17 protein-coding genes and 1 pseudogene are annotated in these 20238 nt (G+C 63.7%); 9 read left to right on the plus strand and 9 right to left on the minus strand.

Annotation, left to right across the window (positions count from 1 at the left end; all coding sequences use genetic code 11):
* Positions 1-44: 44 nt before the first annotated feature.
* Positions 45-935, minus strand: a complete 891-nt coding sequence (locus ACSHWJ_RS12780; protein WP_282213469.1) for a LysR family transcriptional regulator — start codon at positions 933-935, stop codon at positions 45-47.
* A gap of 90 nt (positions 936-1025) precedes the next feature.
* Between ACSHWJ_RS12780 and ACSHWJ_RS12785 the strand changes: the two genes are divergently transcribed.
* Complete coding sequence (locus tag ACSHWJ_RS12785) at positions 1026-1790, plus strand: ceramidase domain-containing protein (protein ID WP_218797518.1); 765 nt, start codon at positions 1026-1028, stop codon at positions 1788-1790.
* Positions 1791-1810: 20 nt separating this feature from the next.
* Positions 1811-2461: a glutathione S-transferase family protein gene (locus tag ACSHWJ_RS12790; protein WP_282213468.1), complete on the plus strand. Its 651-nt coding sequence runs from the start codon at positions 1811-1813 to the stop codon at positions 2459-2461.
* 44 nt (positions 2462-2505) lie between these two features.
* On the opposite strand, the pseudogene ACSHWJ_RS12795 reads toward ACSHWJ_RS12790, so the two are convergent.
* Together ACSHWJ_RS12795 and ACSHWJ_RS12800 are read right to left on the minus strand one after the other, a co-directional pair.
* Positions 2506-3258: pseudogene (locus ACSHWJ_RS12795) on the minus strand (alpha/beta fold hydrolase); the annotation flags it as partial.
* Positions 3252-3614: a hypothetical protein gene (locus ACSHWJ_RS12800; protein ID WP_282213467.1), complete on the minus strand. Its 363-nt coding sequence runs from the start codon at positions 3612-3614 to the stop codon at positions 3252-3254. The gene ACSHWJ_RS12800 and the pseudogene ACSHWJ_RS12795, both read right to left, overlap by 7 nt.
* 270 nt (positions 3615-3884) lie before the next feature.
* Here ACSHWJ_RS12800 and ACSHWJ_RS12805 point away from each other — a divergent pair, with 270 nt between their 5' ends.
* Together ACSHWJ_RS12805 and ACSHWJ_RS12810 are read left to right on the plus strand one after the other, a co-directional pair.
* Complete coding sequence (locus ACSHWJ_RS12805; RefSeq protein WP_282213466.1) at positions 3885-4973, plus strand: sensor histidine kinase; 1089 nt, start codon at positions 3885-3887, stop codon at positions 4971-4973.
* On the plus strand, positions 4970-5746 hold the full coding sequence (locus tag ACSHWJ_RS12810; RefSeq protein ID WP_282213465.1) for a LytR/AlgR family response regulator transcription factor: 777 nt from the start codon (positions 4970-4972) through the stop codon (positions 5744-5746). Before ACSHWJ_RS12805 ends, ACSHWJ_RS12810 begins: the two co-directional genes overlap by 4 nt.
* A 115-nt stretch (positions 5747-5861) precedes the next feature.
* On the opposite strand, the gene ACSHWJ_RS12815 is transcribed toward ACSHWJ_RS12810, so the two are convergent.
* Both ACSHWJ_RS12815 and ACSHWJ_RS12820 read right to left on the minus strand, forming a co-directional pair.
* Positions 5862-6305, minus strand: a complete 444-nt coding sequence (locus ACSHWJ_RS12815; protein WP_282213464.1) for a hypothetical protein — start codon at positions 6303-6305, stop codon at positions 5862-5864.
* 26 nt (positions 6306-6331) lie between these two features.
* The gene (locus ACSHWJ_RS12820) at positions 6332-7441 is read right to left on the minus strand and encodes a DUF3047 domain-containing protein (RefSeq protein WP_282213463.1); all 1110 of its coding nucleotides are present in this window, start codon (positions 7439-7441) and stop codon (positions 6332-6334) included.
* Between the two features lie 143 nt (positions 7442-7584).
* On the opposite strand from ACSHWJ_RS12820, the gene ACSHWJ_RS12825 reads away from it, so the two are divergent.
* Both ACSHWJ_RS12825 and ACSHWJ_RS12830 read left to right on the plus strand, forming a co-directional pair.
* Entirely contained in the window at positions 7585-8370 is a 786-nt protein-coding gene (locus ACSHWJ_RS12825) for a helix-turn-helix domain-containing protein (protein WP_282213462.1), read from the plus strand.
* Positions 8371-8491: 121 nt separating this feature from the next.
* Positions 8492-9409 (plus strand): AEC family transporter, encoded by a 918-nt coding sequence (locus tag ACSHWJ_RS12830; RefSeq protein ID WP_282213461.1) that lies wholly within the window; start codon positions 8492-8494, stop codon positions 9407-9409.
* Between the two features lie 42 nt (positions 9410-9451).
* Here the strand turns inward: ACSHWJ_RS12830 and ACSHWJ_RS12835 are convergent, their stop codons facing one another.
* Together ACSHWJ_RS12835 and ACSHWJ_RS12840 are read right to left on the minus strand one after the other, a co-directional pair.
* On the minus strand, positions 9452-9931 hold the full coding sequence (locus ACSHWJ_RS12835; protein ID WP_249385433.1) for a cupin domain-containing protein: 480 nt from the start codon (positions 9929-9931) through the stop codon (positions 9452-9454).
* A 4-nt stretch (positions 9932-9935) separates the two neighbouring features.
* Entirely contained in the window at positions 9936-10592 is a 657-nt protein-coding gene (locus ACSHWJ_RS12840; RefSeq protein WP_282213460.1) for a glutathione S-transferase family protein, read from the minus strand.
* Between the two features lie 137 nt (positions 10593-10729).
* On the opposite strand from ACSHWJ_RS12840, the gene ACSHWJ_RS12845 reads away from it, so the two are divergent.
* Complete coding sequence (locus ACSHWJ_RS12845; RefSeq protein WP_282213459.1) at positions 10730-12424, plus strand: L,D-transpeptidase family protein; 1695 nt, start codon at positions 10730-10732, stop codon at positions 12422-12424.
* 1 nt (position 12425) lies between these two features.
* Here ACSHWJ_RS12845 and ACSHWJ_RS12850 read toward each other — a convergent pair whose 3' ends face one another.
* Positions 12426-15143: a cation-translocating P-type ATPase gene (locus ACSHWJ_RS12850; protein WP_282213458.1), complete on the minus strand. Its 2718-nt coding sequence runs from the start codon at positions 15141-15143 to the stop codon at positions 12426-12428.
* 168 nt (positions 15144-15311) lie between these two features.
* Here ACSHWJ_RS12850 and ACSHWJ_RS12855 point away from each other — a divergent pair, with 168 nt between their 5' ends.
* Complete coding sequence (locus ACSHWJ_RS12855; protein ID WP_282213457.1) at positions 15312-16943, plus strand: inorganic phosphate transporter; 1632 nt, start codon at positions 15312-15314, stop codon at positions 16941-16943.
* Between the two features lie 27 nt (positions 16944-16970).
* Here the strand turns inward: ACSHWJ_RS12855 and ACSHWJ_RS12860 are convergent, their stop codons facing one another.
* Positions 16971-19406, minus strand: coding sequence for an AMP-binding protein (locus ACSHWJ_RS12860; protein WP_282213456.1), 2436 nt, complete (start codon positions 19404-19406; stop codon positions 16971-16973).
* Between the two features lie 138 nt (positions 19407-19544).
* Between ACSHWJ_RS12860 and ACSHWJ_RS12865 the strand changes: the two genes are divergently transcribed.
* Positions 19545-20201, plus strand: coding sequence for a hypothetical protein (locus tag ACSHWJ_RS12865; protein WP_282213455.1), 657 nt, complete (start codon positions 19545-19547; stop codon positions 20199-20201).
* The last annotated feature ends 37 nt before the right edge of the window (positions 20202-20238 follow it).

Here is a 20238-nt window from a genome sequence, read left to right on the forward strand (position 1 = left end):
AATCGATCGTTTGCGAGGCCGCCATCGCCGTTGGCGATGGCCGGTCAGGAAGGCAGGCCGGTGAGATGGTCCAGCAGCAGCCGGGAAGCGGCGGACAGGCTTTCCTTGGAGCGCAGGCAGATGTGCAGGCGGCGCTTGCTCCAGGCGTCTTCCAGCGCGACCGCCACCAGCCCGAGCGATGCCGTGTAGGCCGCGGCGGCGGCCCGCGGTATCACGCCGATGCCTAGGCCCGCCGCCACCATGGCGCAGACGGCATCGAAGCTGGTGACCTGGATCTTGAGTTTGAGCGGCCGTCTGGCCTCGGCGGCGGCGCGGAGCATCAAGTAGTGCAGGGCGCCGTCCGTGTGCAGTCCGACGAAGTCCGAATCCAACGCCTCGCCGAAGCCGGCGCTGCCCCGTGCCGCCAGCGTATGGTCCGGCCGGACCAGCAGCACCAGTTCGTCCTCGCGGAAGGGTATAGCCACGAGCTTGCTGCCGGAGGGCAGCTCGCTCAGTATTCCCAAATCGGCGCGGCTTTCGGCGACGGCCTCAGCGATGTCGGTGCTCACCCGCTCTTCCAGCTCCACTTCGATTTCGGGATGGGCGGCGAGAAACGAGGCGAGCGCCGAAGGCAGGAATTCCACGATGGCCGAGATGTTGGCGAACACCCGCACCCGTCCGCGCAGCCCTTTCGAATAGCCGCGCAGCTCCTGCTCCAGCTGGCCGGCCTGATGTAGCACGGCCCTTGCGCGGCCGAGCAGGGCGAGACCAGCGGCTGTCGGCGCGATGCCCTTGCTGCTGCGCAGCAGGAGCGCCGTGCCGTAGGCGGCTTCCAGGTCGGACAGCCGTTTGCTGACGGCGGAGGCCACGGTATGGCAGCGCTCGGCCGCCTTGGCGATGCTGCCGGCCTCCGTCGCGGCGACGAACAGCTCCAGGTCTTTCAGATCGAAACGCATGGCGGGATGATGCCGGGTAGGAACAGGGGGGCTTTTGGGATTCGAGCATACCGGTTCCGTTGCCGGGAGCGAAGACGAGGGGAGGGTACCTTGCGACGAAAAGAGAGACTGCTGCTGGTCCTGGCGGTTTTGGCCGTGACCGGTGCCTTGTTCGTGCCGGCCATTCCGCAGGATCCCGCCTATCACCGGTTCGCGGACGGGACCGCCCGCTTCGGCATTCCCAATTTCTGGAACGTCGTCAGCAATCTGCCGTTCCTCGCGGTCGGCCTGGCGGGGGTGCTGGAAGTGTACCGGGGAAGGCCGGCCATCCTGGGGGAATTCCGCGCCGCCTACCTGGTCTTTTTTGCCGCGGTCGCGCTGGTGGCGCCGGGTTCGGCGTACTACCACCTGAATCCGGACAACGCCACCCTGGTGTGGGACCGGCTGCCCATGACCGTCGCCTTCATGGCCCTGTTTTCCATAGTCCTCGCCGAGTACGTGTCGGTTGCCCTGGGGCGGCGCCTGCTGTGGCCGCTGCTGGCGATCGGCATCGTGTCGGTGTTCTACTGGGATTTCACCGAAGCGCGAGGCCGCGGCGACCTCCGCCTCTACGGTCTGGTCCAGTTTCTGCCGATGCTGCTGATTCCGCCGATCCTCCTCCTGTTCCGGTCGAGGTTCGGCGGCACGGCCTACCTGTGGGCGGTGCTCGGCGCCTATGCCGCCGCCAAGGCCGCGGAACTCCTGGACGAGCCCATCTTCCGGATGTTCCATCCCTTGAGCGGACACGCCCTCAAACATCTGCTGGCGGCCTTGGGGGTGTATGTTTTCCTGGCCGCGATCCGGAGGCGAAGTGCGGTTTCACCGTCACCTATGTAACGTCATGAACAGGAAACCCCATGAGCCTGACCCTGGTCATCGGCTACAAGAACCATTCGTCCTGGTCCCTGCGTCCCTGGCTGTACCGGAAGCACCACGGCCTGGCCTTCGAGGAGATCCGGATTCCGCTGTACCGGGAGGACCCGAAGGCGGAGATTCTGGCCCATTCCCCGGCGGGGAAGGTGCCGGTGCTGATCGACGGCGACCTCGCGGTGTGGGATTCCCTGGCGATCCTGGAATATCTGGCGGAGCGTTTTCCCGAAACCGCCGGCTGGCCGCAAGCGCCGGCGGACAGGGCGCGTGCCCGTTCGCTCGCGGCGGAAATGCACTCGGGCTTTCTGGCGCTGCGGACGCACTGTGGCATGAATTGCCGCCGGCCTTCCGCCGTCAAGGCGGTGCCGGAGGCCGTGCAGCAGGATGTTGCCCGCGTCGGGCAAATCTGGCGGGATTGCCGGGAGCGGTTCGCCGGCGAGGGTCCGTGGCTGTTCGGCCGCTTCAGCATCGCCGACGCGATGTACGCGCCCGTCGCGCTGCGGTTTGCGACTTACCGGCTCGAGGCCGGTCCGGTAGCGGCCGAGTACGTGAGCACAGTGCTCGGCCATCCGGCGATGTGGGAATGGATGGAAGCCGGTCGGGCCGAGATTGAGGTGATCCCGGCGTTCGAGGACTGACGGGACGCCCGCATCGCCTCGCGTATGGCTGAGATTACCGCCTCGGGCTTTTCCAAGGGAATGACATGCCCGCTATCGACCCATATTTGCTTGGAGCCGGGATAAAGCCGGGCGATGTCTTTGCGTTTTGCGTTGGCATCGTCCGCCAACGGCGATTTTTCTTTCATCGGCTCGGATGCGCTTAGAACGAACACCGGTTTATTCGACAAGGGCGGGAAGCCAAGCACTTGCCCGCCGGTTTGAGGCAGCAGGTCGAGTTCCTCCCTGGCCGTACCCGTCACCAAAATGCCGAGTAAACCCCGAATCAAGAATGGCAGCTTATCCAGAGAGCCTTCGCCCTCGAACTGTTTTGGATGAGTGGAGTCGACGAGAATAAGCGCGCTCACCTCGTCCGGGTACCGTCGGGCAAAAAGCTGCATATACAAACCGCCGAGCGAGTGGCCCACCAGAACGTAGGGCGGGTTCATACCTTTGCTTCGGAGCAGCACGCGCAGCTCATCCACGATGTGCAACCCGTCTCGGGGTGTCGATACGGGATCGCTATCCCCGTAACCAGGACGGTTGTATGCGAATGTCGTGGTATCTGTTGAGATATCGGCAATTACCTTTTCCCACAACTCCATTCTTCCGCCCAGTCCGTTTTCGAAAACAACGGGGACGGTGTCGCGCCGAGTCAATGCGAACTCGGTGCGGCGATCATTGATTTTCTCTGTAATCGAATGGGGCAGCGATGCGCAACCGGTCAGCAAGGCTGCCAGCAGGACGGTAACGCCTTTTGATGGCGGTATCTTCAACACTGGCCGGCAGCTCTTAATAGGTCGTTGCAAGCGGGAGCGGGCTTGCTTTTCGACGCATTTCCTTCCATTTGCGCGCAAACCGCATCGGAAGTGCCTGACATTCCAAAAGTCACGACCTTGGTAAGGCAACCCGAATCCACGATGTAACACTTGTAAAATGCGCCATCCTTGGTGCGGGCATCATACGTCGTTTTCGATGTGGCTGCCCCGCCTTCATTGACCACATTCGATATGCTGAATTGTCCGATTTCCCGGCCAATAGCGAACGAAGTCTTTTTGTCGATATCTTCTGGCTTGAGTTTAACGCCGGTGCAACCACAAGCCAATACCACGGGTATCAACAATAGCTTTTTCATGAGTATCCTTAAACGAATGACGAAAACAAAGACTAAAATCCATCGGTAAGATCGAGTTGGCCCAGTCTTGGGTCAGGCTATGCGCCACATGCCGCCTATACCATCAGCAAAGACAGGCCCGTGAATTGTAATGGCAAGTGATGGTGCCGCTTGGCCAACTTCTGCCAACCGGCCGACGGCTGCGGCAGACGGCAAAAAATTCTGCGAATGGCGATTTTTTCTGGATGAACGGTGCTTTGCCAGTGCCTCCGGCAGGGAGATAATGTGCCCATGAACAAGACCGCCGACATTGCCGCCACCACCAATGAGTCCTGCAGCGTCATGCAGGCCACGCTGCGCCTCAACCTGCTGTATTGGCTCTGCATGTTTGCGGCCGACAGCCTATTGGGTTATTTCATCAATATCGATCCGATTGAATCAGCCCCGCTGAAACTCGTGTTATTCGGCTTCAGCGCGTTGATGACCTATGCGATGGCGAGATTATTGTTTCGCCTGCGTCACAGGCTGTCATTTCTGCAAAAGGCCTTTCTCTGTTTCCTGATGGCGGCAGTCGCCGCGCCGGTCTACACCGCGATAGATTTTCTCAACTACACCCTCTGTCAATATCCAAAACCCGTCACCCTCGATCCGGTGTATTCCGGTTATACCCTGATTGAAGGCGCCTCCATGCTGTTCGGATGGAGTTGTCTATTCGTCGCGGTGCTCGATAACTTTGAAGTCCTTGAGCGCGAACGCCTGCTGGCTGTCGCGCGCAAAGAAGCGCTGGCCGCTCAAATGCAGGCGCTCCGCTACCAGATCAACCCGCATTTTCTGTTCAACACGCTCAACTCCATCGCCGGACTGATCGAAGAAGGCGCCGCCACCCGCGCCGAACGCATGGTGCTTTCGCTCTCAACCTTCATGCGTACCACGCTTGCACTCGATCCCATGCATGACGTGTCGCTCGCCGACGAAATTGCTCTGCAGGAAGAATATCTGGAGATCGAACGCGAGCGATTCGCTGACCGCATGACGTTCAAAATCGACATGCCGGATAGCGTGCGCAACGCACTGGTGCCCAGTCTCATCTTGCAGCCGTTGATCGAAAATTCCGTTAAGCACGGCGTCGGCGCTACCAGCGGCCCGGTCGAAATCGTGCTTAGCGCCTACCGCGCCGCCGATCGCCTCCATATTGCCCTGGAAAACGACATGCCACGCGACGACGCAAAAGAATATCGTCGTCCGGGTATGGGCGTCGGGCTGCGCAACGTAGAAGAGCGCTTGAGTGCCAGATTTCAAGAAGATGCACACTTTTCAGCCGGGTGTATTGCGCTCGGCCGCTACCGCGTTGCCATGGAACTACCCTGGAGGCAGGCATGACGGGTCTCAATGTGCTCGTTGTGGATGACGAACCGCTTGCCCGACGCCGGTTGGTTCGCCTGCTGGGCAAACTTGATTGGGTTGGCTACATCGAACAAGCAGCCGATGTGGCGGAAGCCCGCCGCAAAATACTCGATTTGCAGCCGGACCTCCTGCTGCTGGATATTTTGATGCCCGGAGGCTCAGGTTTTGAAGTATTGGAACAATTAGGCCCGGAGCCGCCCATTGTCGTCTTCGTCACCGCCTTCGATCACCACGCTTTGCGCGCGTTCGAAGCCAATGCCGTCGATTACCTCACCAAACCGATCGAACCTGGCCGTTTCGGGCTGGCGATGGAAAAGGCAAAATCCGCTGTCGCCGCGCGCAACCAAAGCGACCGTATCACCGAATTGCAAGAAACCATCGCCGCCCTCAAACGCAGCCTGCGCGAACAACCCAGGCAAAAACACGAATTCTGGGTCAAGGTTCGGGGAGAACACATCCGCATCGCGCAAGAGGGCATCATCCGGTTCCAAGCCGAACGCGACTATGTGCGCATCCATGTCGCGGGGGCGGAATATCTCTACCACGAAACGCTGACAGCCCTCGAACGACGCCTGGACCCCGAAGAGTTCATCCGTATCCATCGCAGCGCCATCGTGCGCTGCAGCGCCATTGCCCGTCTCAAATCCGCTCCCTTCTCCGCATTGATTGCGGTGCTGGAAGATGGCTCGGAAATTCGTGTCGGCAGAACCTATGCTCCTGGCGTTCGCGGCAGGCTTATTCAAGGTTAAGCGCCCGGTCACGGCCTTTAGAATCGGCGCGACGCTCCCCGGCGGCGGAATGAACCGAGGCGCCAATGCGGGAATCGAGGTGATCCCGCATTGGAGAGGATTGACGGAGCGGGTTTCAGCCTGCCTTGAAGGTGGAGCAGAGGACGATTACGGCGGCCCGGCCGAAGCCGTAGCTGGTGAGGGTCACGCTGGCGACGGCGTACAGTCCGAAGGCCGCCTGCGCCGAGTTGCCCGGCGCGGGTGGCGCATCCAGCGCGGGGACGATCGCCTGCAGCAGAAACAGGCTGGAGTTGGTGAAGGCGCCGAGCACCATGGCCCAGCTGACCGGGCGGGGCAGAAGGATCTTCGCGGCATGGAAGCCGAACAGCAGGGCGCTCATCAGCAGCAGATCCAGATGGGCCTGCACCAGACGGGTGAATTTGCCCGCGAAGAGGGAAGGCAGCAGGGGCAGGCCGAAGTTCAGTCCGACCAGGCACCAGGCCAGGATCAGGGCCAGCAGCAGCCACAGGGCGGCGCCTTGCAGCAGCAGCTTGTTTTCCGGCGGTGAAGATTGGGGCATCGATCGTTCTCCTTTGCGGAGCGGGGTCATACCGGCCCGCCCGCCGAAACCGGGATTATGCCAGCGTCGGTTATGAACGCCATGTCCGCGTAGCGCCCGTCGCCTTCGCGGCCCTGGAACAGACTGAGGGCGATCAGCCATACGCGCACGATGTTGCCCGGCAGCAGGCCGCCGATGTAGTCCTGATAGTCCTGGAACACGTTCCGCTCCTCGTCGAGCCACTGGCCCAGACCCTCGCGGCCGGAACGGATCGCCACATGGGTTTCGCGCGCGGTCCAGGTGGGAATCGGGCAGCGGTAGGCGGTGCCCACGGGCAGCTCGGCGCTCCAGTAATAGGTGATGTCCTGGCCGTTGTCGAATTCCACGGCGATGCTCATGTAATCGTGGGTCGCGAGCGTGTCCTCGCGCACCTCCGAGGGCAGGCGATCCATGCGCCAGGCCCAGCGCAAGCGCGTGTTCGGCTCGAATGGCAGGGAAACGTCCTTCTGCAACAAACCCACATCGCGATGGGTGTGGCAGCAGATGGCCGGTTCCTTTTCCGGAGTCCGGCAGGATCGGTAGATTTCCGCAGGCCCCACGAACCACAGATAGTTCCAACCTGGCGGCGGGACGACCGGATCGGTCAAACGGTCGATTTCGGACGCGACTAGGCCGTCCACGTCGCCGAGCGCCGCCAGCCTTTTCAGCCCTTCGATCGGTTCGACCCGCCAGCGTACGATCAAGGCCGCCAGGCAACCGCTCGCCTGCTCGTAGACTTCGTCCGGCGTCGCCAACTCGCCGGTTCGGGTGGCCCATTCGCCGGGAAAATAGCTGGCGAGATACAGCCGATCCGGCTTTTCTACGGCGAAGGTATTGCTCGCTCGGGTGCCGCGGAAGATTTCGCCGTCCGGACCGATTCGGCACCATAGCTGGAAATCGGCGCCGAACCAGAGATCGGTGCCCTTGAGGCAGGTCTTGCCCACGGCAAAGGTGGTCACCCGCTCGCCCGCGGACAAGTCGATGCCGGTATCCAGCCAGGGTTTTCGATCCGAGGGAATATCGATGAAGGCGTAATCGATCATATTGTCCTTTGAGAGCTGGCTCAGCAAAGCCTCGAAACGCGATTGAAATTCCGTGCGTGTCAATGTGTCGTTCATGGAAATCCTCCCGGAAAAGTTCTGGAAAACGCCGGTTCCGGTTCATTATGATGGACGGCGTATCACTATGGATTGCCGAGCCGCCAGACCGTCTCCGCCTATGGCCGGCGCTCGGGATTGTACTCACGTCTCGCCGACAGGACTTGCATAAACTGGCTATGCGCGCGCTTTATCCCGGGACTTCGCAGCTTTACATGGGACACGGACGGGTACTCTATTGCGGTCCGATCCAGCATCTGGAAACCCACGTCTATGGCGCCAACGTGCTGCACGTGGGCATCTATCGCCCGTTTCGGATCAGGCTGGCAGACGGCGAATGGCGGAGTTGCCGTTGCGCGGTGGTGCCCGCGGGGATTCGGCATGCCCTGGATATGGCCGGCGGCGTGCACGGAAAGCTGTTCGTGGAGCGAAACGGCCCCGACGCGACAGGATTCCGGAAGCGTTTTCCGTATTCGGAAACGACAGTAAGGTTTTTCGAGGATGCGGAAACGATCGAATGCTTTCGCTGGGTCCACGAGGAAGACCCGAACCGTATCGCCGTCGAACAGCGCCTGGATCGGCTGCTGAATACCCGCGATCAGCCGCCGATCGAGTTGGATGAACGCATTCGGCAGGTCATCGAGCGAATTTGCCGCGAGCCGGACCGGAATTTCTCGCAAGAGGAGTTGGCGAAGCTGGTCGACCTTTCACCCTCCCGCTTCCTTCATCTGTTCCGCCAGTGCACCGGCCTGCCTTACCGTCGATTCCGTCTGTGGAAGCGGATGGTGTCGGCCTTGGAACTGCTGCATGCCAGCGACACTCTGACCCGCGCCGCGCTGGACGCGGGTTTCGCCGACGCGACCCATTTCAGCCACAGCTTCCGCGCCACCTTCGGCGTCAATCCGGCGCCGGTGTTCCGAAATCTGGGCCGGTTCGAGCTCGGGCGTTGATTTTCGCGCGGCTTGCTTACGGGGTGCATGTCCTGTGGTATATCCAGAAAGCCGGCAAAAACCTTGGCGTCCTGACAAGAGGCGCTCGGCAGTTTTCCGTATCGCAGTGTTTTAGAGGCTTATGACCGCTGTTTTTGCACCCCTGGTCTTTATCGTTTTCATCGGCGCATTGCTTCGTCTTCGAAATCCACAGATGGAGGATGTCCGGCGAGCGATGAACCGGCTGGTTCTCGTCGTCTTCCTTCCGGCGCTGGTCTTTCGGACCGTCATGGAAACGAACCTTGACCGGCTCTTTTACGAAATTCCTCTCGCTGCAGCCACCGGCATCGTGGGATGTCTCTTGGTGTCCCTGATGGTTTTCCACTTCTTGCCGATTCCAGGCCGTACCAAGGGCGCGATGGTCCTGGGCGCCAGTTTCGGCAACGTCACCTACTTGGGTCTGCCTGTCCTGCTCGAAACCTTCCCGAATGCGTCCGAGCAAGTATCCGAGGTGAGCGTTCTGTTCGAGGTCACCAAATCTTCGATCAATCTGACCGTAGGGGCCATGATCGCTATCCATTACGGAAGCCGCGAGGCGATTACCTTTCGAAAAACGGCATTCGAGGCGTTTAAGCTCCCCCCTATCTGGGGCCTGTTCCTCGCGATACTGTTCAAGGTCAACGGGATTCCCTGCCCGGCATTCCTACAGGAGGCCATGCATATCCTGGCATCGGCAGTGAGTGGCCTGATGGTGCTGTCGCTCGGCATGGCCTTTCACTTCAGGGGCTCACGCCTGTTCTGGCTGGTCATACCGGTTTCCGTGATCAAACTGATCCTCTCTCCCTTGCTGATGGCTCGAGTAGTCTCCTGGTACGACATCGCCGGTGTGTATGCGGATGCCGCGATCTTGGAGGCTGCCATGCCCAGCCAGTTGCTTTCGTTTGTCATTTCGTCCCGGTTCGAGCTGGATGAGGAAACGTTGGCCGTCGTTATCCTGCTCGATATGCTGCTGGCCTTTCTGAGCATCCCGCTGATAGGGAAATATATGGTGCCGGGCTGACGGCGGGAAATCGTTTGCTGATGCGGCCGTTCGTCCGCAAACTCAGTACGGGGTGCCGTCCTTGTGCCGAAATGCGTAACTGGCTCGTGTGGCGTGGGCTTCCAGATCCTCTTCGGGATAATGCGCCCGGTCTCCCGGCAGCCGGTCGCCGACTTCCAGGTAGACCGCGACGCGGCCGCTCCGGTTGACCAGCTGATGCCCGTCCGGCTTGCCGGCGGGGAAGCCGGCGCAGGTGCCCGCCGCCAGGCGTTGCTCGCCGGTCTCGGTGACCAGGGTGAGTTCGCCCTCCAGCACGTAGACGAATTCGTCCTGCCGGCTGTGCCAGTGCCGGAAGGCAGAGATCGCGCCGGGCTCCAGCCTGACCAGGTTGACGCCGAAGTTCTGCAGTCCCAGGGCATCGCCCAGTGCCTGCTTGCTGCGGCCCTTGACCCGCTCGCGCTGCGCCTCGGTCGGGTAGATGGAGGAGGTCCGGACGGGCACGTCCGCGGGGTCGAGGGCCGGTAGATCGAGTGGCGTTGTCATGGTGTTACGGTTTGCTGGTGCCGAAGAATGCTTCCAACGCCTCGGCCCGGTCCGCCGCGACCTTTTGCGCGGCGGGGCGGGCCGCCACCACCGCCAGATACTCGGCCAGGGCCGGAACCTGGGCGGAGACCAGGTCTTCGCCGTAGACGCGGAGGGTGGCGAGGCCGATCAGGGTCAAATGCGGCCAGGCGGCGCAGTCGGCGGCGCCGAAATCTTCGGAGCACACATACGGGTTGAACCGTGCCAGCCGCATCAGGCCTTTGAGGCCCGCTTCGACCTTCGGTCTGACCTCCGCCTTGGTTTCCTCGGAGACCTCGCCCCCGAAGAAGGCTTCCGGATAAAGCCTGCGGGCGATGAGTTCGACGTTCAGTTCGAGGTGCTGGATCAGTTCGCGGCATTTGGCGCGGGCGTAAGGGTCGGCGGGGTAGAGCGGTCTTTCCGGGTGAGCGTCTTCCAGGTATTCCAGGATGGCCTGGGATTCCGACAAGCAGCCCCGATCCGTTTCGATGAACGGGATCTTTCCGAGCGGCGATTTCGCCAGAATAGCAGGTTCCTGGGAAGGAATCGTCCGTTCCTCGCGGAATTCGATGCCCTTTTCGAGTAGGGCCAGCTTGACCTTGTTGTAGTAGTTGCTGATGGCGGAACCGTACAGGGTGATCATGGGTGGTGCCTCGCGGTCGTGGATGGAGCGCCGATTGTAAGCCGAAGGAAGCCATTGGCGGGCCTGCCAGGTTGCCGCACCCCGGCTTGCCGGCCATCGCGGGTATACTGTTGCCAATGGGCAACGATGCGTGGCGGATGACGATGAAAAACGGGCGGGAAAGGAACATGGGCGGCTTCCCACGGGGCCGGTTGGTCGCACTCGTGGCGGCATTTCTGATCGGCGCCGATGCCGCGGGCACCACACCGGATGCGGCGGCGCACATCGATGGACTGCTCGCTTCGGGTGTCCACCCCCGCTTGCGCTGGGAGCGTTTCACCGATTTCCAGGAGCCCTTGCGTGCCCTGTATCTTGCCCAGGGTTCACGGCCTTTGTGGCTGGACGGGGGCAGGCCGGTGAAGCAGGCTTCCGCCGCTCTCGAGTGTCTGCGCATGGCCGACGACCAGGGCTTGAACAGCAGCGACTATGACGCCGATCTCCTGGGCGGCTGGATCGAGAAGCTCAACGACGACAGGGCGGCGAGTGCGGAAGAGGTGGCGCAGTTCGAGGTGGCGATGAGTCTCGCTCTGATGCGCTACGGCTCGAATCTCGCCCGCGGCCGGGTCCACCCTCGCGCCGCCGGTTTCGCTCTGGACGTGGCGTCGAAGCGGCTCGATCTGCCGGCGCTGGTGCAGCACCTCGCCCGCGACCCCCGGCCCTGCGAGGCCATCGCCGGGCTGGAGTCGAAGCTGCCACTGTACCGGAACCTCAAGGCGGCACTGCCGCGTTACCGGGGATTGGCCGAGAACAACGATGTCTCGGCGCTTGCCCTCCCGCCCAAGCTCAGCCCGGGTGACCGCCACGGGGAGGTTCCCGCCTTGCGCAAGCGTCTGGCCGCTTTGGGTTTCCTGTCGCAAGAGTCGTCCTCCAAAGAACCGGAGGTCTATGCCGGCGATCTGGTCGAGGCGGTCGCGCGGTTCCAGGAGCGCCATGGTCTGGCACCGGACGGGGTGATCGGCAAGGGCACGCTGGCGGCGCTCAACGTGCCGCCTGCCGCGCGTCTCAGGCAGATCCGGCTGGGGCTGGAGCGGCTGCGCTGGCTGCCGGAGCGGTTCGAAGGCCCCTTCATCCTGGTGAACATCCCCTCCTTCCGTTTGTACGGCTACGGCCAGGACCCCGAGCGGCCGGAGGTGTCGATGAACGTGGTCGTGGGCCGGTCGTCGGGGGGACACAACACGCCGGTGTTCCATTCCGACATGACCTACGTGGTGTTCCGCCCCTATTGGAACCTGCCGCGCGCCATCACGGTCAAGGAGATGCTGCCCGGCATTCTGCGCGACCCCGGCTATCTGGCCCGCCACAACCTGGAGCTGGTGCCCAGCTTCGGCAACGGCTCCCAGGTCTACGAGCCCAGCCTGGAAAGCCTGGAGATGCTGTCGGCCGGCTCGCTCAAGCTGCGCCAGCGGCCGGGGCCGAAGAACGCGCTGGGGCTGGTCAAGTTCGCTTTTCCCAACAACGACAACATCTACCTGCACGGCACGCCCAGCGTGAACCTGTTCCAGCGGGCGCGGCGGGATTTCAGCCACGGCTGCATCCGCGTCCAGGATCCCGTGGGCCTGGCGGAATTCATCCTGAAACGCCAGGGCGAGACCTGGACTCAAGAGCGGATCGAGGAGGCGATGAACGGCGCCCAGTCGCGCACGGTCACGCTGAAGCAGCCGCTGCCGGTCTACATCTACTACTCGACCGTGCTGGCCGAGCCGGACGGTACCGTGCGGTTCTTCGAGGACATCTACGGACTCGACCGGGTACTGGAGCAGTTGCTGGAGAAGGGTTTCCCGTATCCCTCCTGATCTAGCCCTGCCGTAGGAATCCCGCCAGCTTGATCCGTTCCGTCCCCAGGAACACGGCCACCGCCGACGCCCCGGCAACGGCCAGATCGCCCAGGGAGAGCGCGGTGGTCTGGAAGGCGGTCTGCAAGGGCGGCAGGTAGACGATGGCGAGCTGTAGCAGCACCGTGGCGGCGACGGCGCCGAGCAGCGCCGGGTTCGATCCCCAGCCGAGCTGAACGGTGGGCCGGCTGCGGCTGCGCAAGGCCAGGGCCACGGCCATCTGGCTGAACACCAGTACGGTGAGCAGCATGGTCTGCCAGGCCGCATTTCCTCCCAGCCAGTAGGCGAAGCCTATGCCTAGGCTCAGCTCGGTGATCAGCGCGCCCACCAGCAGCATCAGGTACAGGCCCTGTTTCCCGAAGATCAGCTCGCCGGCGGTCTGGGACGGCCTCTCCATCAGGTCGTCCTCCGCCGGTTCCATCCCCAGCGCAAGGGCCGGCAGGCCGTCGGTGACCAGGTTCATCCACAGTATCTGCAGCGGCAGCAGCGGCAGGGGCATCCCCAGGAAGGGCGCGAAGGTGACCACGGCGATTTCGCTGACGTTGCAGCTCAGCAGGTAGACGATGAACTTGATCAGGTTGTCGTAGATCGCCCGGCCCTGGCGCACCGCGGCGGTGATGGTGGCGAAATTGTCGTCCAGCAGGACGATCTGGGCGGCCTCCTTGGCGACGTCGGTGCCCATCCTGCCCATGGCGATGCCGATGTCGGCCTTTTTGAGGGCCGGTGCGTCGTTGACGCCGTCGCCGGTCATCGCCACGCTCCATCCTTCGCTCTGGTAGGCCTCGATCAGCCGCAGTTTGTCTTCGGGCGCGACCCGGGCGAATACCGTTGCGCGTTTCACGGTCTCCCGCAGCTCGGCCGGTGTCATGGCGGCGATCTCGCTGCCACCGATCACGCCAGCGGCGGTGTCGATGCCGACTTCCTCCGCGATGTGGCGGGCAGTCAAGGGGTGATCGCCGGTGATCATCACCGCCTTGATGCCGGCCTGACGGCACTCGGCGATGGCGTGCGTGACGGCGGGGCGCGGCGGGTCGTAGATGCCGATCAGGCCGATGAAACTCAGGCCGTTTTCCAGCGCAGCTCTGGCATCCTTGTCCGGGAGGGTGGCCAGGCGGCGCATGCCCACGGCCAGCACCCGCATGCCTTTTTCGGCCAGTGCATCGTGCGCCCGTGTGATCCGCTCGCGCCAGGCGGCATCGAGGACCCGTTCGTCGCCATCGACCCAGATGGTGTCCGCGCGCGGCAGCAGGGCTTCCACTGCGCCCTTGGTCAGGACGAGGTAGCGGCCGCCGTCGAGATACCGGCCCACGACGCCAGGACCAACGCCGTCGGTCGCGACCGGGCCGTGTACGGTCGTCATGAGTCTGCGGCCGGCGTCGAAAGGGATTTCCGCGATCCGCGGCAGGGTGGCTTCGAGCGCCGTTTTGAGTCGTCCGCCGCGGGCGGCGGCCAGCACCAGCGCCGCCTCGGTGGGTTCTCCCCGGACCCGGTAGGCGCCGTGTGGGTCTTCCGGGTTCTCGAGCAGACCGTCGTTGCAGAGCGCGCCGCCGATCAATAGCAGATCGATGGCCGGGTGGCCGGCGATTTCCGCCGCCAGTCCGCCGGAGTCCGGTTCGGCCAGTTTGAGTTCGAGCCGGTGTTCAGCCACGTCCAGTACCGACACGGTCATGCGGTTTTCGGTCATCGTGCCGGTCTTGTCCGCGCAGATCACCTCGATCGAACCCAGGGCTTCGACCGCCGGGAGGCGGCGGATCAGGGCCCCTTGGCCCAGCATCTTCTGGGCGCCCACGGCGAGGGTGATGGCGACCAGTGCCGTCAGGGACTCGGGCACGGCGGCTACGGCGAGGCTGACTGCGGTGAGGATCATGGTGCGGAAGTCCTCGCCACCGGCGATTCCGAGTAGCAGGACCACGACGGCGACGCCAGCCACGCCATAGGCCAGCATCCGGGCGAGGCCGTCGAGCTGCTTCTGCAGCGGCGTGGGTTCGGCGGTCACGGATTCCAGCAATCGGGCGGTGGCGCCCAAGGCGGTGGAGACGCCGGTCTCGGTGACGATGAAGCTGCCGCGGCCGTAAACCACCTGCGTGCCGAGGTGGACCCGGTTGGTCCGGTCGGCGAGCGCGGTGGCGGGTTCCAGCACGGCGGCAGCGTCCTTGCGGACGGGGGCGGATTCGCCGGTCAGCGCGGATTCCTGAACGCTGAGGTCGATGCTTTCGAGCAGCCGGCCGTCGGCAGGGATGCCATCGCCGGTCTGCAGCAGCACGATGTCGCCGGGCACCAGCCGGTCCGCGGGGATTTCGCAGATCCGCCCGCCGCGCTGTACCGTCGCCTGCCCGATCGCCATGCGCCGGAGGGCCACCAGTGCTCTTTCTGCCCTGGCTTCCTGGAGGAACCCCAGGACCGAGTTGAGGAGGACCAGCGCCAGGATCACGCCGGCTTCCAGGATTTCACCAATGGTGAGCGCGAAGGCGGCGGCGGCGATCAGGATCTGGATCAGCATCCCGGAGAACTGTCCTGCGAAGATACGCCAAGGCGGGCGCATGCCGGTGGCGGGAATCTCATTCGGGCCAAACGAAGCAAGCCGGTTTCCGGCTTCGGTCTCACTCAGTCCCTGGCGGAGATCGACGTCCAGGCGGGTGGCCGTTTCCTCGGCGGTCAGCGAATGCCAGGCTTGGTTCATGGTTGCGGCTCCTGTCCATGCAGACCTTCATGATCACTCGAAGTGGGCCGTTTGCCTAGAGCGGGGACTGTCACACGCAGGCAATGCGACTGTCTTATGGTACGAGGCGGGACGGATCTTTCATGCCCTCTGTCGTATCGCTTTCCCTCTCCTTCAGGACGGGTGCTTATGGTACAGAATGCTCGTGAGGCGGTGGCGGCGCCCATTGCGGCGGTAGTGGAAAAACCGAAGCTGGAAACCCGCGCCGGACCGGTCGGGTCGATCGTTTTCATGGGGCTTCTCGGCGTCGGCGTCGCCTTCACGGCGTACGGCCTGCAAAGCGACGTGGCCGGTGCCGGTACCGCGCTGGCTTTGGCGCCTTTGCTGCTGCTCGGGCTGTCGCTCCTGATCGCCCTGGGTTTCGAGTTCGTGAACGGATTCCACGATACGGCGAATGCCGTCGCCACCGTCATCTACACCCATTCGCTGCCGCCGATGGTCGCGGTGGTGTGGTCGGGTGTCTGGAATTTCGTCGGCGTGCTGGTGTCGTCCGGGGCCGTCGCCTTCGGCATCGTTTCGCTCCTGCCGGTCGAACTGATTCTCCAGGTGGGGAGCGACGCGGGCTTCGCCATGGTGTTCTCGCTGCTGATCGCGGCCATCTTGTGGAATCTCGGGACCTGGTATTTCGGCCTGCCGGCCTCCAGCTCGCACACCCTGATCGGCTCGATCATCGGCGTCGGGCTCGCCAACGAGCTGATGCATCGGGGCGGGTCCACCACCTCGGGGGTGGACTGGTCGCAGGCGGCGAAAGTGGGCCAATCACTCTTGATGTCGCCACTCATCGGGGCCGTCGCCGCCGGTCTGCTGCTGGTCGTACTCAAGTTCGTCGTCGCCAATCCCAAGCTCTACCGCGCCCCGGAAGGCTTGCGGCCGCCACCGTGGTGGATACGCGGCGTCCTGGTGCTGACCTGCACCGGCGTCTCCTTCGCGCACGGCTCGAACGACGGGCAGAAAGGCATGGGGCTGATCATGCTGATCCTGATCGGCATCGTGCCGACCGCCTATGCCTTGAATCGGGCGGTGCCGGACTCCTACGTACCCGAATTCCTGGCCTTGTCGCATGTCGTCGGGCAGGCACTGCTGGAAAAGTCGGAAGGGGCGAAAGAATTCGACGGTGATCCCCGGCCTGCCGTGACCGACTTCATCCGGACCCGCCAACCGGGGCCGGATACGCTGGCGGCGACCGCGAAGCTGGTCGGGGAAATCGCCGGCACCATCGAAAAAACCGGTTCGCTCGCCCACATTCCCGTGACCAAGACCCAGAACGTCCGCAACGACATGTACCTCCTCGACGAGGCGATGCGGCGGCTGGAAAAGCTGGGCCAGCCGGTGTTCGACGAGCGCACGAGAAAGGAGATCGGCGGCTACCGCAAGGCGCTGGGGAACGCCACCCGCTTTATCCCCACCTGGGTGAAGGTCGCCGTCGCCATCGCCCTGGGCCTGGGCACGATGGTGGGCTGGCGGCGCATCGTGGTGACCGTCGGCGAAAAGATCGGCAAGCAGCACCTGACCTACGGCCAGGGCGCGTCGGCGGAACTGGTGGCCATGAGCACCATCGCGGCGGCGGACATGTACGGGCTGCCGGTGTCGACGACCCACGTGCTGTCGTCAGGAGTGGCCGGGACGATGGCGGCCAATGGCTCGGGTCTGCAGTGGTCCACGATCCGCAATCTGGCCATGGCCTGGGTGTTGACCCTGCCCGCCGCGATCCTGCTTTCCGGGAGCCTCTTCTTCGTGTTTCACCAGATGATCGCCCATTGACCCCGATCCGCGATTGCCGTTGACGGCTCAGGGCGAATTTTCCAGCAATCGCCGCAGGGCATCTTCGATGCGGGCGAGCATCCGCCCATGGGGCTCGGCCTCGCCCGCTCGCAAAGGGGCGCCGAAGCGCACACTCACGGGGGCCGCGGCGCGTGGCACGATCCTGCCCGGCGGCATGACCTTTTCGGTGCCTTCGATGACCAGGGGCACCACGGGCACCCCCATGTCGACTCCGATGGTGCCGGCGCCCCGGCGGAGCGGCTGGATGCCCAGTCCGCCCCGGTTCATCTGGCCTTCCGGGAAGATCAGGACATTCCAGCCGTCGTCGAGGAGGCGGCCGATGAGTTCGAGGCCGGGGCGGATGTTCTCGTCGGGGCCGCTGGGGAGCGGGAAGGCGTTGAGCGAGAGTTCGCCGATCGGCACGGCCCAGCGGTAGCGGGTGTACAGCACCCCGGTGGCGGCGGCGATGGCGAGGCGGTAGCGGAAGCGGTCGGGCAGGGCGAAGCTGGCCATGGCGGAGTCGAGATAACTGCGATGGTTGGCCATGAAGATCACCGGGCCTTCCAGCGCCGCCAAGTGCTCCAGGCCCGAGACCCGGAGCCGGCAGAACGGTGCGATCCACCACTGCAGGAAAACCTTCTGTGCCAGGGGACGTAACCTTGAAGCCCAGGGAGACAGCGACCAGCGCGGATGGGCATCGACTCGCGGCATCCGGCCCTGACGCCGTACCAGCAGGTTTTCGAGATCGGCCACCGTGGTCAGCGGGCCGATGTCGATTTCGTCCAGGCAGACGCCGAGATCTTCTTCGATACGGGCCACCAGTTCGATACGGAGCAGGGAGTCGAGTCCCAGGTCGGGGACCAGGCGGGTGTCATCGCTCAGGGCGCCGGCCTCGGTTCCGGCCACCTGGGCCAGGAGAAGCCGAAGCGGTGTCGACCGTCCGACGGGTACCGCTTGGGTCGAGGGCTCGCGTCGCAATCGGCCCAGGACCTCGTCCTTCTTGACCTTGCGCGTGACCGAGCGGGGAAAGTCCGGTTCCGGCCACAGCGACCAGCTCACGATGCGTTGATGCGGCGCCAGGTGGCGGTTGGCCTCCGCGACGATGGCGGCGGCCCGTGCTTCGTCAGCGTCAGCGAGCAGCACGGCGTGGACGAGGGTGCGTCCGCCGCTTTCCAGTCCGACGACGGCGCAGTCCGTGATGCCGGCAGTGCGGTTGAGCACGGCCTCTATGTCTTCCGGAAATACGTTTTCTCCTCCCGGCCCCAGGATCATGTAGCGCTTCCTGCCGTAGACGTACAGGAAGCCGTCGGCATCGAGGCGGCCGGCGTCGTCGGTTTTCAGCCAGCCGTCGGCGAAAGCCGCTTCGGTGCGTACCGGGTCGCGGAAATAACCGGCCATGACCATGGGGCCCTTCACCAGGATTTCGCCGTCGGAGGCGATGCGCAGCTCCACTTCGTCCAGCGGCTTGCCGACCGAGCCGAGGCGATGGGCCTGGGGCGTGTTGGCGGCGATCACCGGGCTGGTTTCGGTCAGGCCGTAGCCTTGCAGCACTTCGAAGCCCAGCGCCCACCATTTTTCTTCGACGACCGGATCCAGTGGGGCACCGCCGCACACGATGGTCCGCAAAGAGCCGGAAATCCGGGCGCGGATCCTGCCCCGCAGCAGAGGCCACAGGAAGCCGGGAATCCTGCCGATGCGGGCCTCCAGCCGGTCCATCATGGTCTTGAGAACTTCCGGCACCGCGACGAGGTGAGTGACGGGCGTGTGCGTCAGTGCCTCGAGCACGCTGCGGGTGGTAGGCGTCGTGAGGTAGCTGACCGGACAGCCTGCGGCGAGCGGGCAGAATAGGCTGGTCATCTGGCCGTAGACGTGGAACAGCGGGACCAGGCTCAGCACATGGTCATCCGGCGCCAGCGGAACGGCACGCGCAACCGCGCTCAGGTCGGACAGCAGATTGGCGTGGGTGAGCATGACGCCCTTGGGGTCGCCGGTGGTCCCCGAGGTATAGATGATCTCGGCCAGTCGCGCGGGACCGGTGCGGGTAGCCGGCCGGTTGGATGGCACCCTACCGGGACGTTCGATATCTACGACGGGTAGCGGGGGACCTTCCCAGCGACGGCGGGGCGACGCCAGGACCAGACTCGGCCCGGCCGATCGAACCAGATTGGCGAGCTGTTCCGGCGGGCTCCTGGGGTTGAGTGGCACGATGACCGCACCGCGGGCGGCGATGGCGAAGAAGGCCGCCACCCAGTGAGGCGAGTTCTCGGCGGACAGAAACACCCGATCGCCGCTGCCGACACCGTGTTCGTCCAGCAACGATGCCAGCTTCGCGGCGTGGGTTCCGAGTTCGAGGTAGCTCCAGCGCAGGGTGCGGTAGCGTGGACGGTACTGTATGGCGAGGCGGGGACCGTAACGGCCCACCATGTCGTCCAGGAATTCGGAAAATGATCCGACCGTTTGCATTCGTCCGGCCTCGAGGTTGCATTGGGATGCCCCGATTGAGGATACTGCGAATCCTCGCGCCGTTCAGCGGTTCCGCCTTCCAGGACCGGGCGGCCGGGCAGCGCAAACCGTCGAGTTTTCTTTCGGACGGCCTTCCCCATGAAAAACAAGGCCAAGGATACGGCATTTCGTACCTTGATCGACCGGCTCATAGATCGGATCGGCTTCCGCAGCGGGGTTCGCCTTCTATTCGGCAGCATCCTGCTGCTCGGCGTAGCCGGTGCGATCGCCGATATCCGGCCAGGAACCTGGCTCAGGTATTTCGACCTCGACCGGGAATACACGGTGCCCGCACTGTTTTCCGGCTGTCTGCTGCTGGCAGCGGCCTGGGAATCCTTCACCGCGGCGTCTTCGAAGCGGCTCGGAGGCTGGGCGTTTGCGCTCGCGGCCGTGTTTTTCGAGATGGGATTCGACGAACTCCTGATGATTCACGAACGCATCGAGCAGGCCACCGGCGTCGACTGGCAGATCCTCTACCTGCCGGTCATGGGTTTTGCGGGCATCGCCTGGCTTTTGGTCTTCATACAACTGCGGGATCGGCAGCAGCGGCGGTTATGGATCGCCGGCGCCATCGCCTGGACCGCCTCCCAACTGTTCGAGGCCGCCGAATGGGGATGGGGTGCGGAGAGTAAGATCGCTTTGCCAGGATATCTTTATCTGGTGCATGTCGAAGAATTGCTGGAAATGTCGGGCTCCTCTTTTTTCCTGTTGACGCTGTTGCTCCTGAACGGCGGTCCTCCGATGTCACGGAAATGACATGCAACGATAACGTTTCTCAGGGGGAAACCGGAAA

The sequence above is a fragment of the Methylococcus sp. S1M genome (assembly GCF_051295855.1).
Classification (GTDB): domain Bacteria; phylum Pseudomonadota; class Gammaproteobacteria; order Methylococcales; family Methylococcaceae; genus Methylococcus; species Methylococcus capsulatus.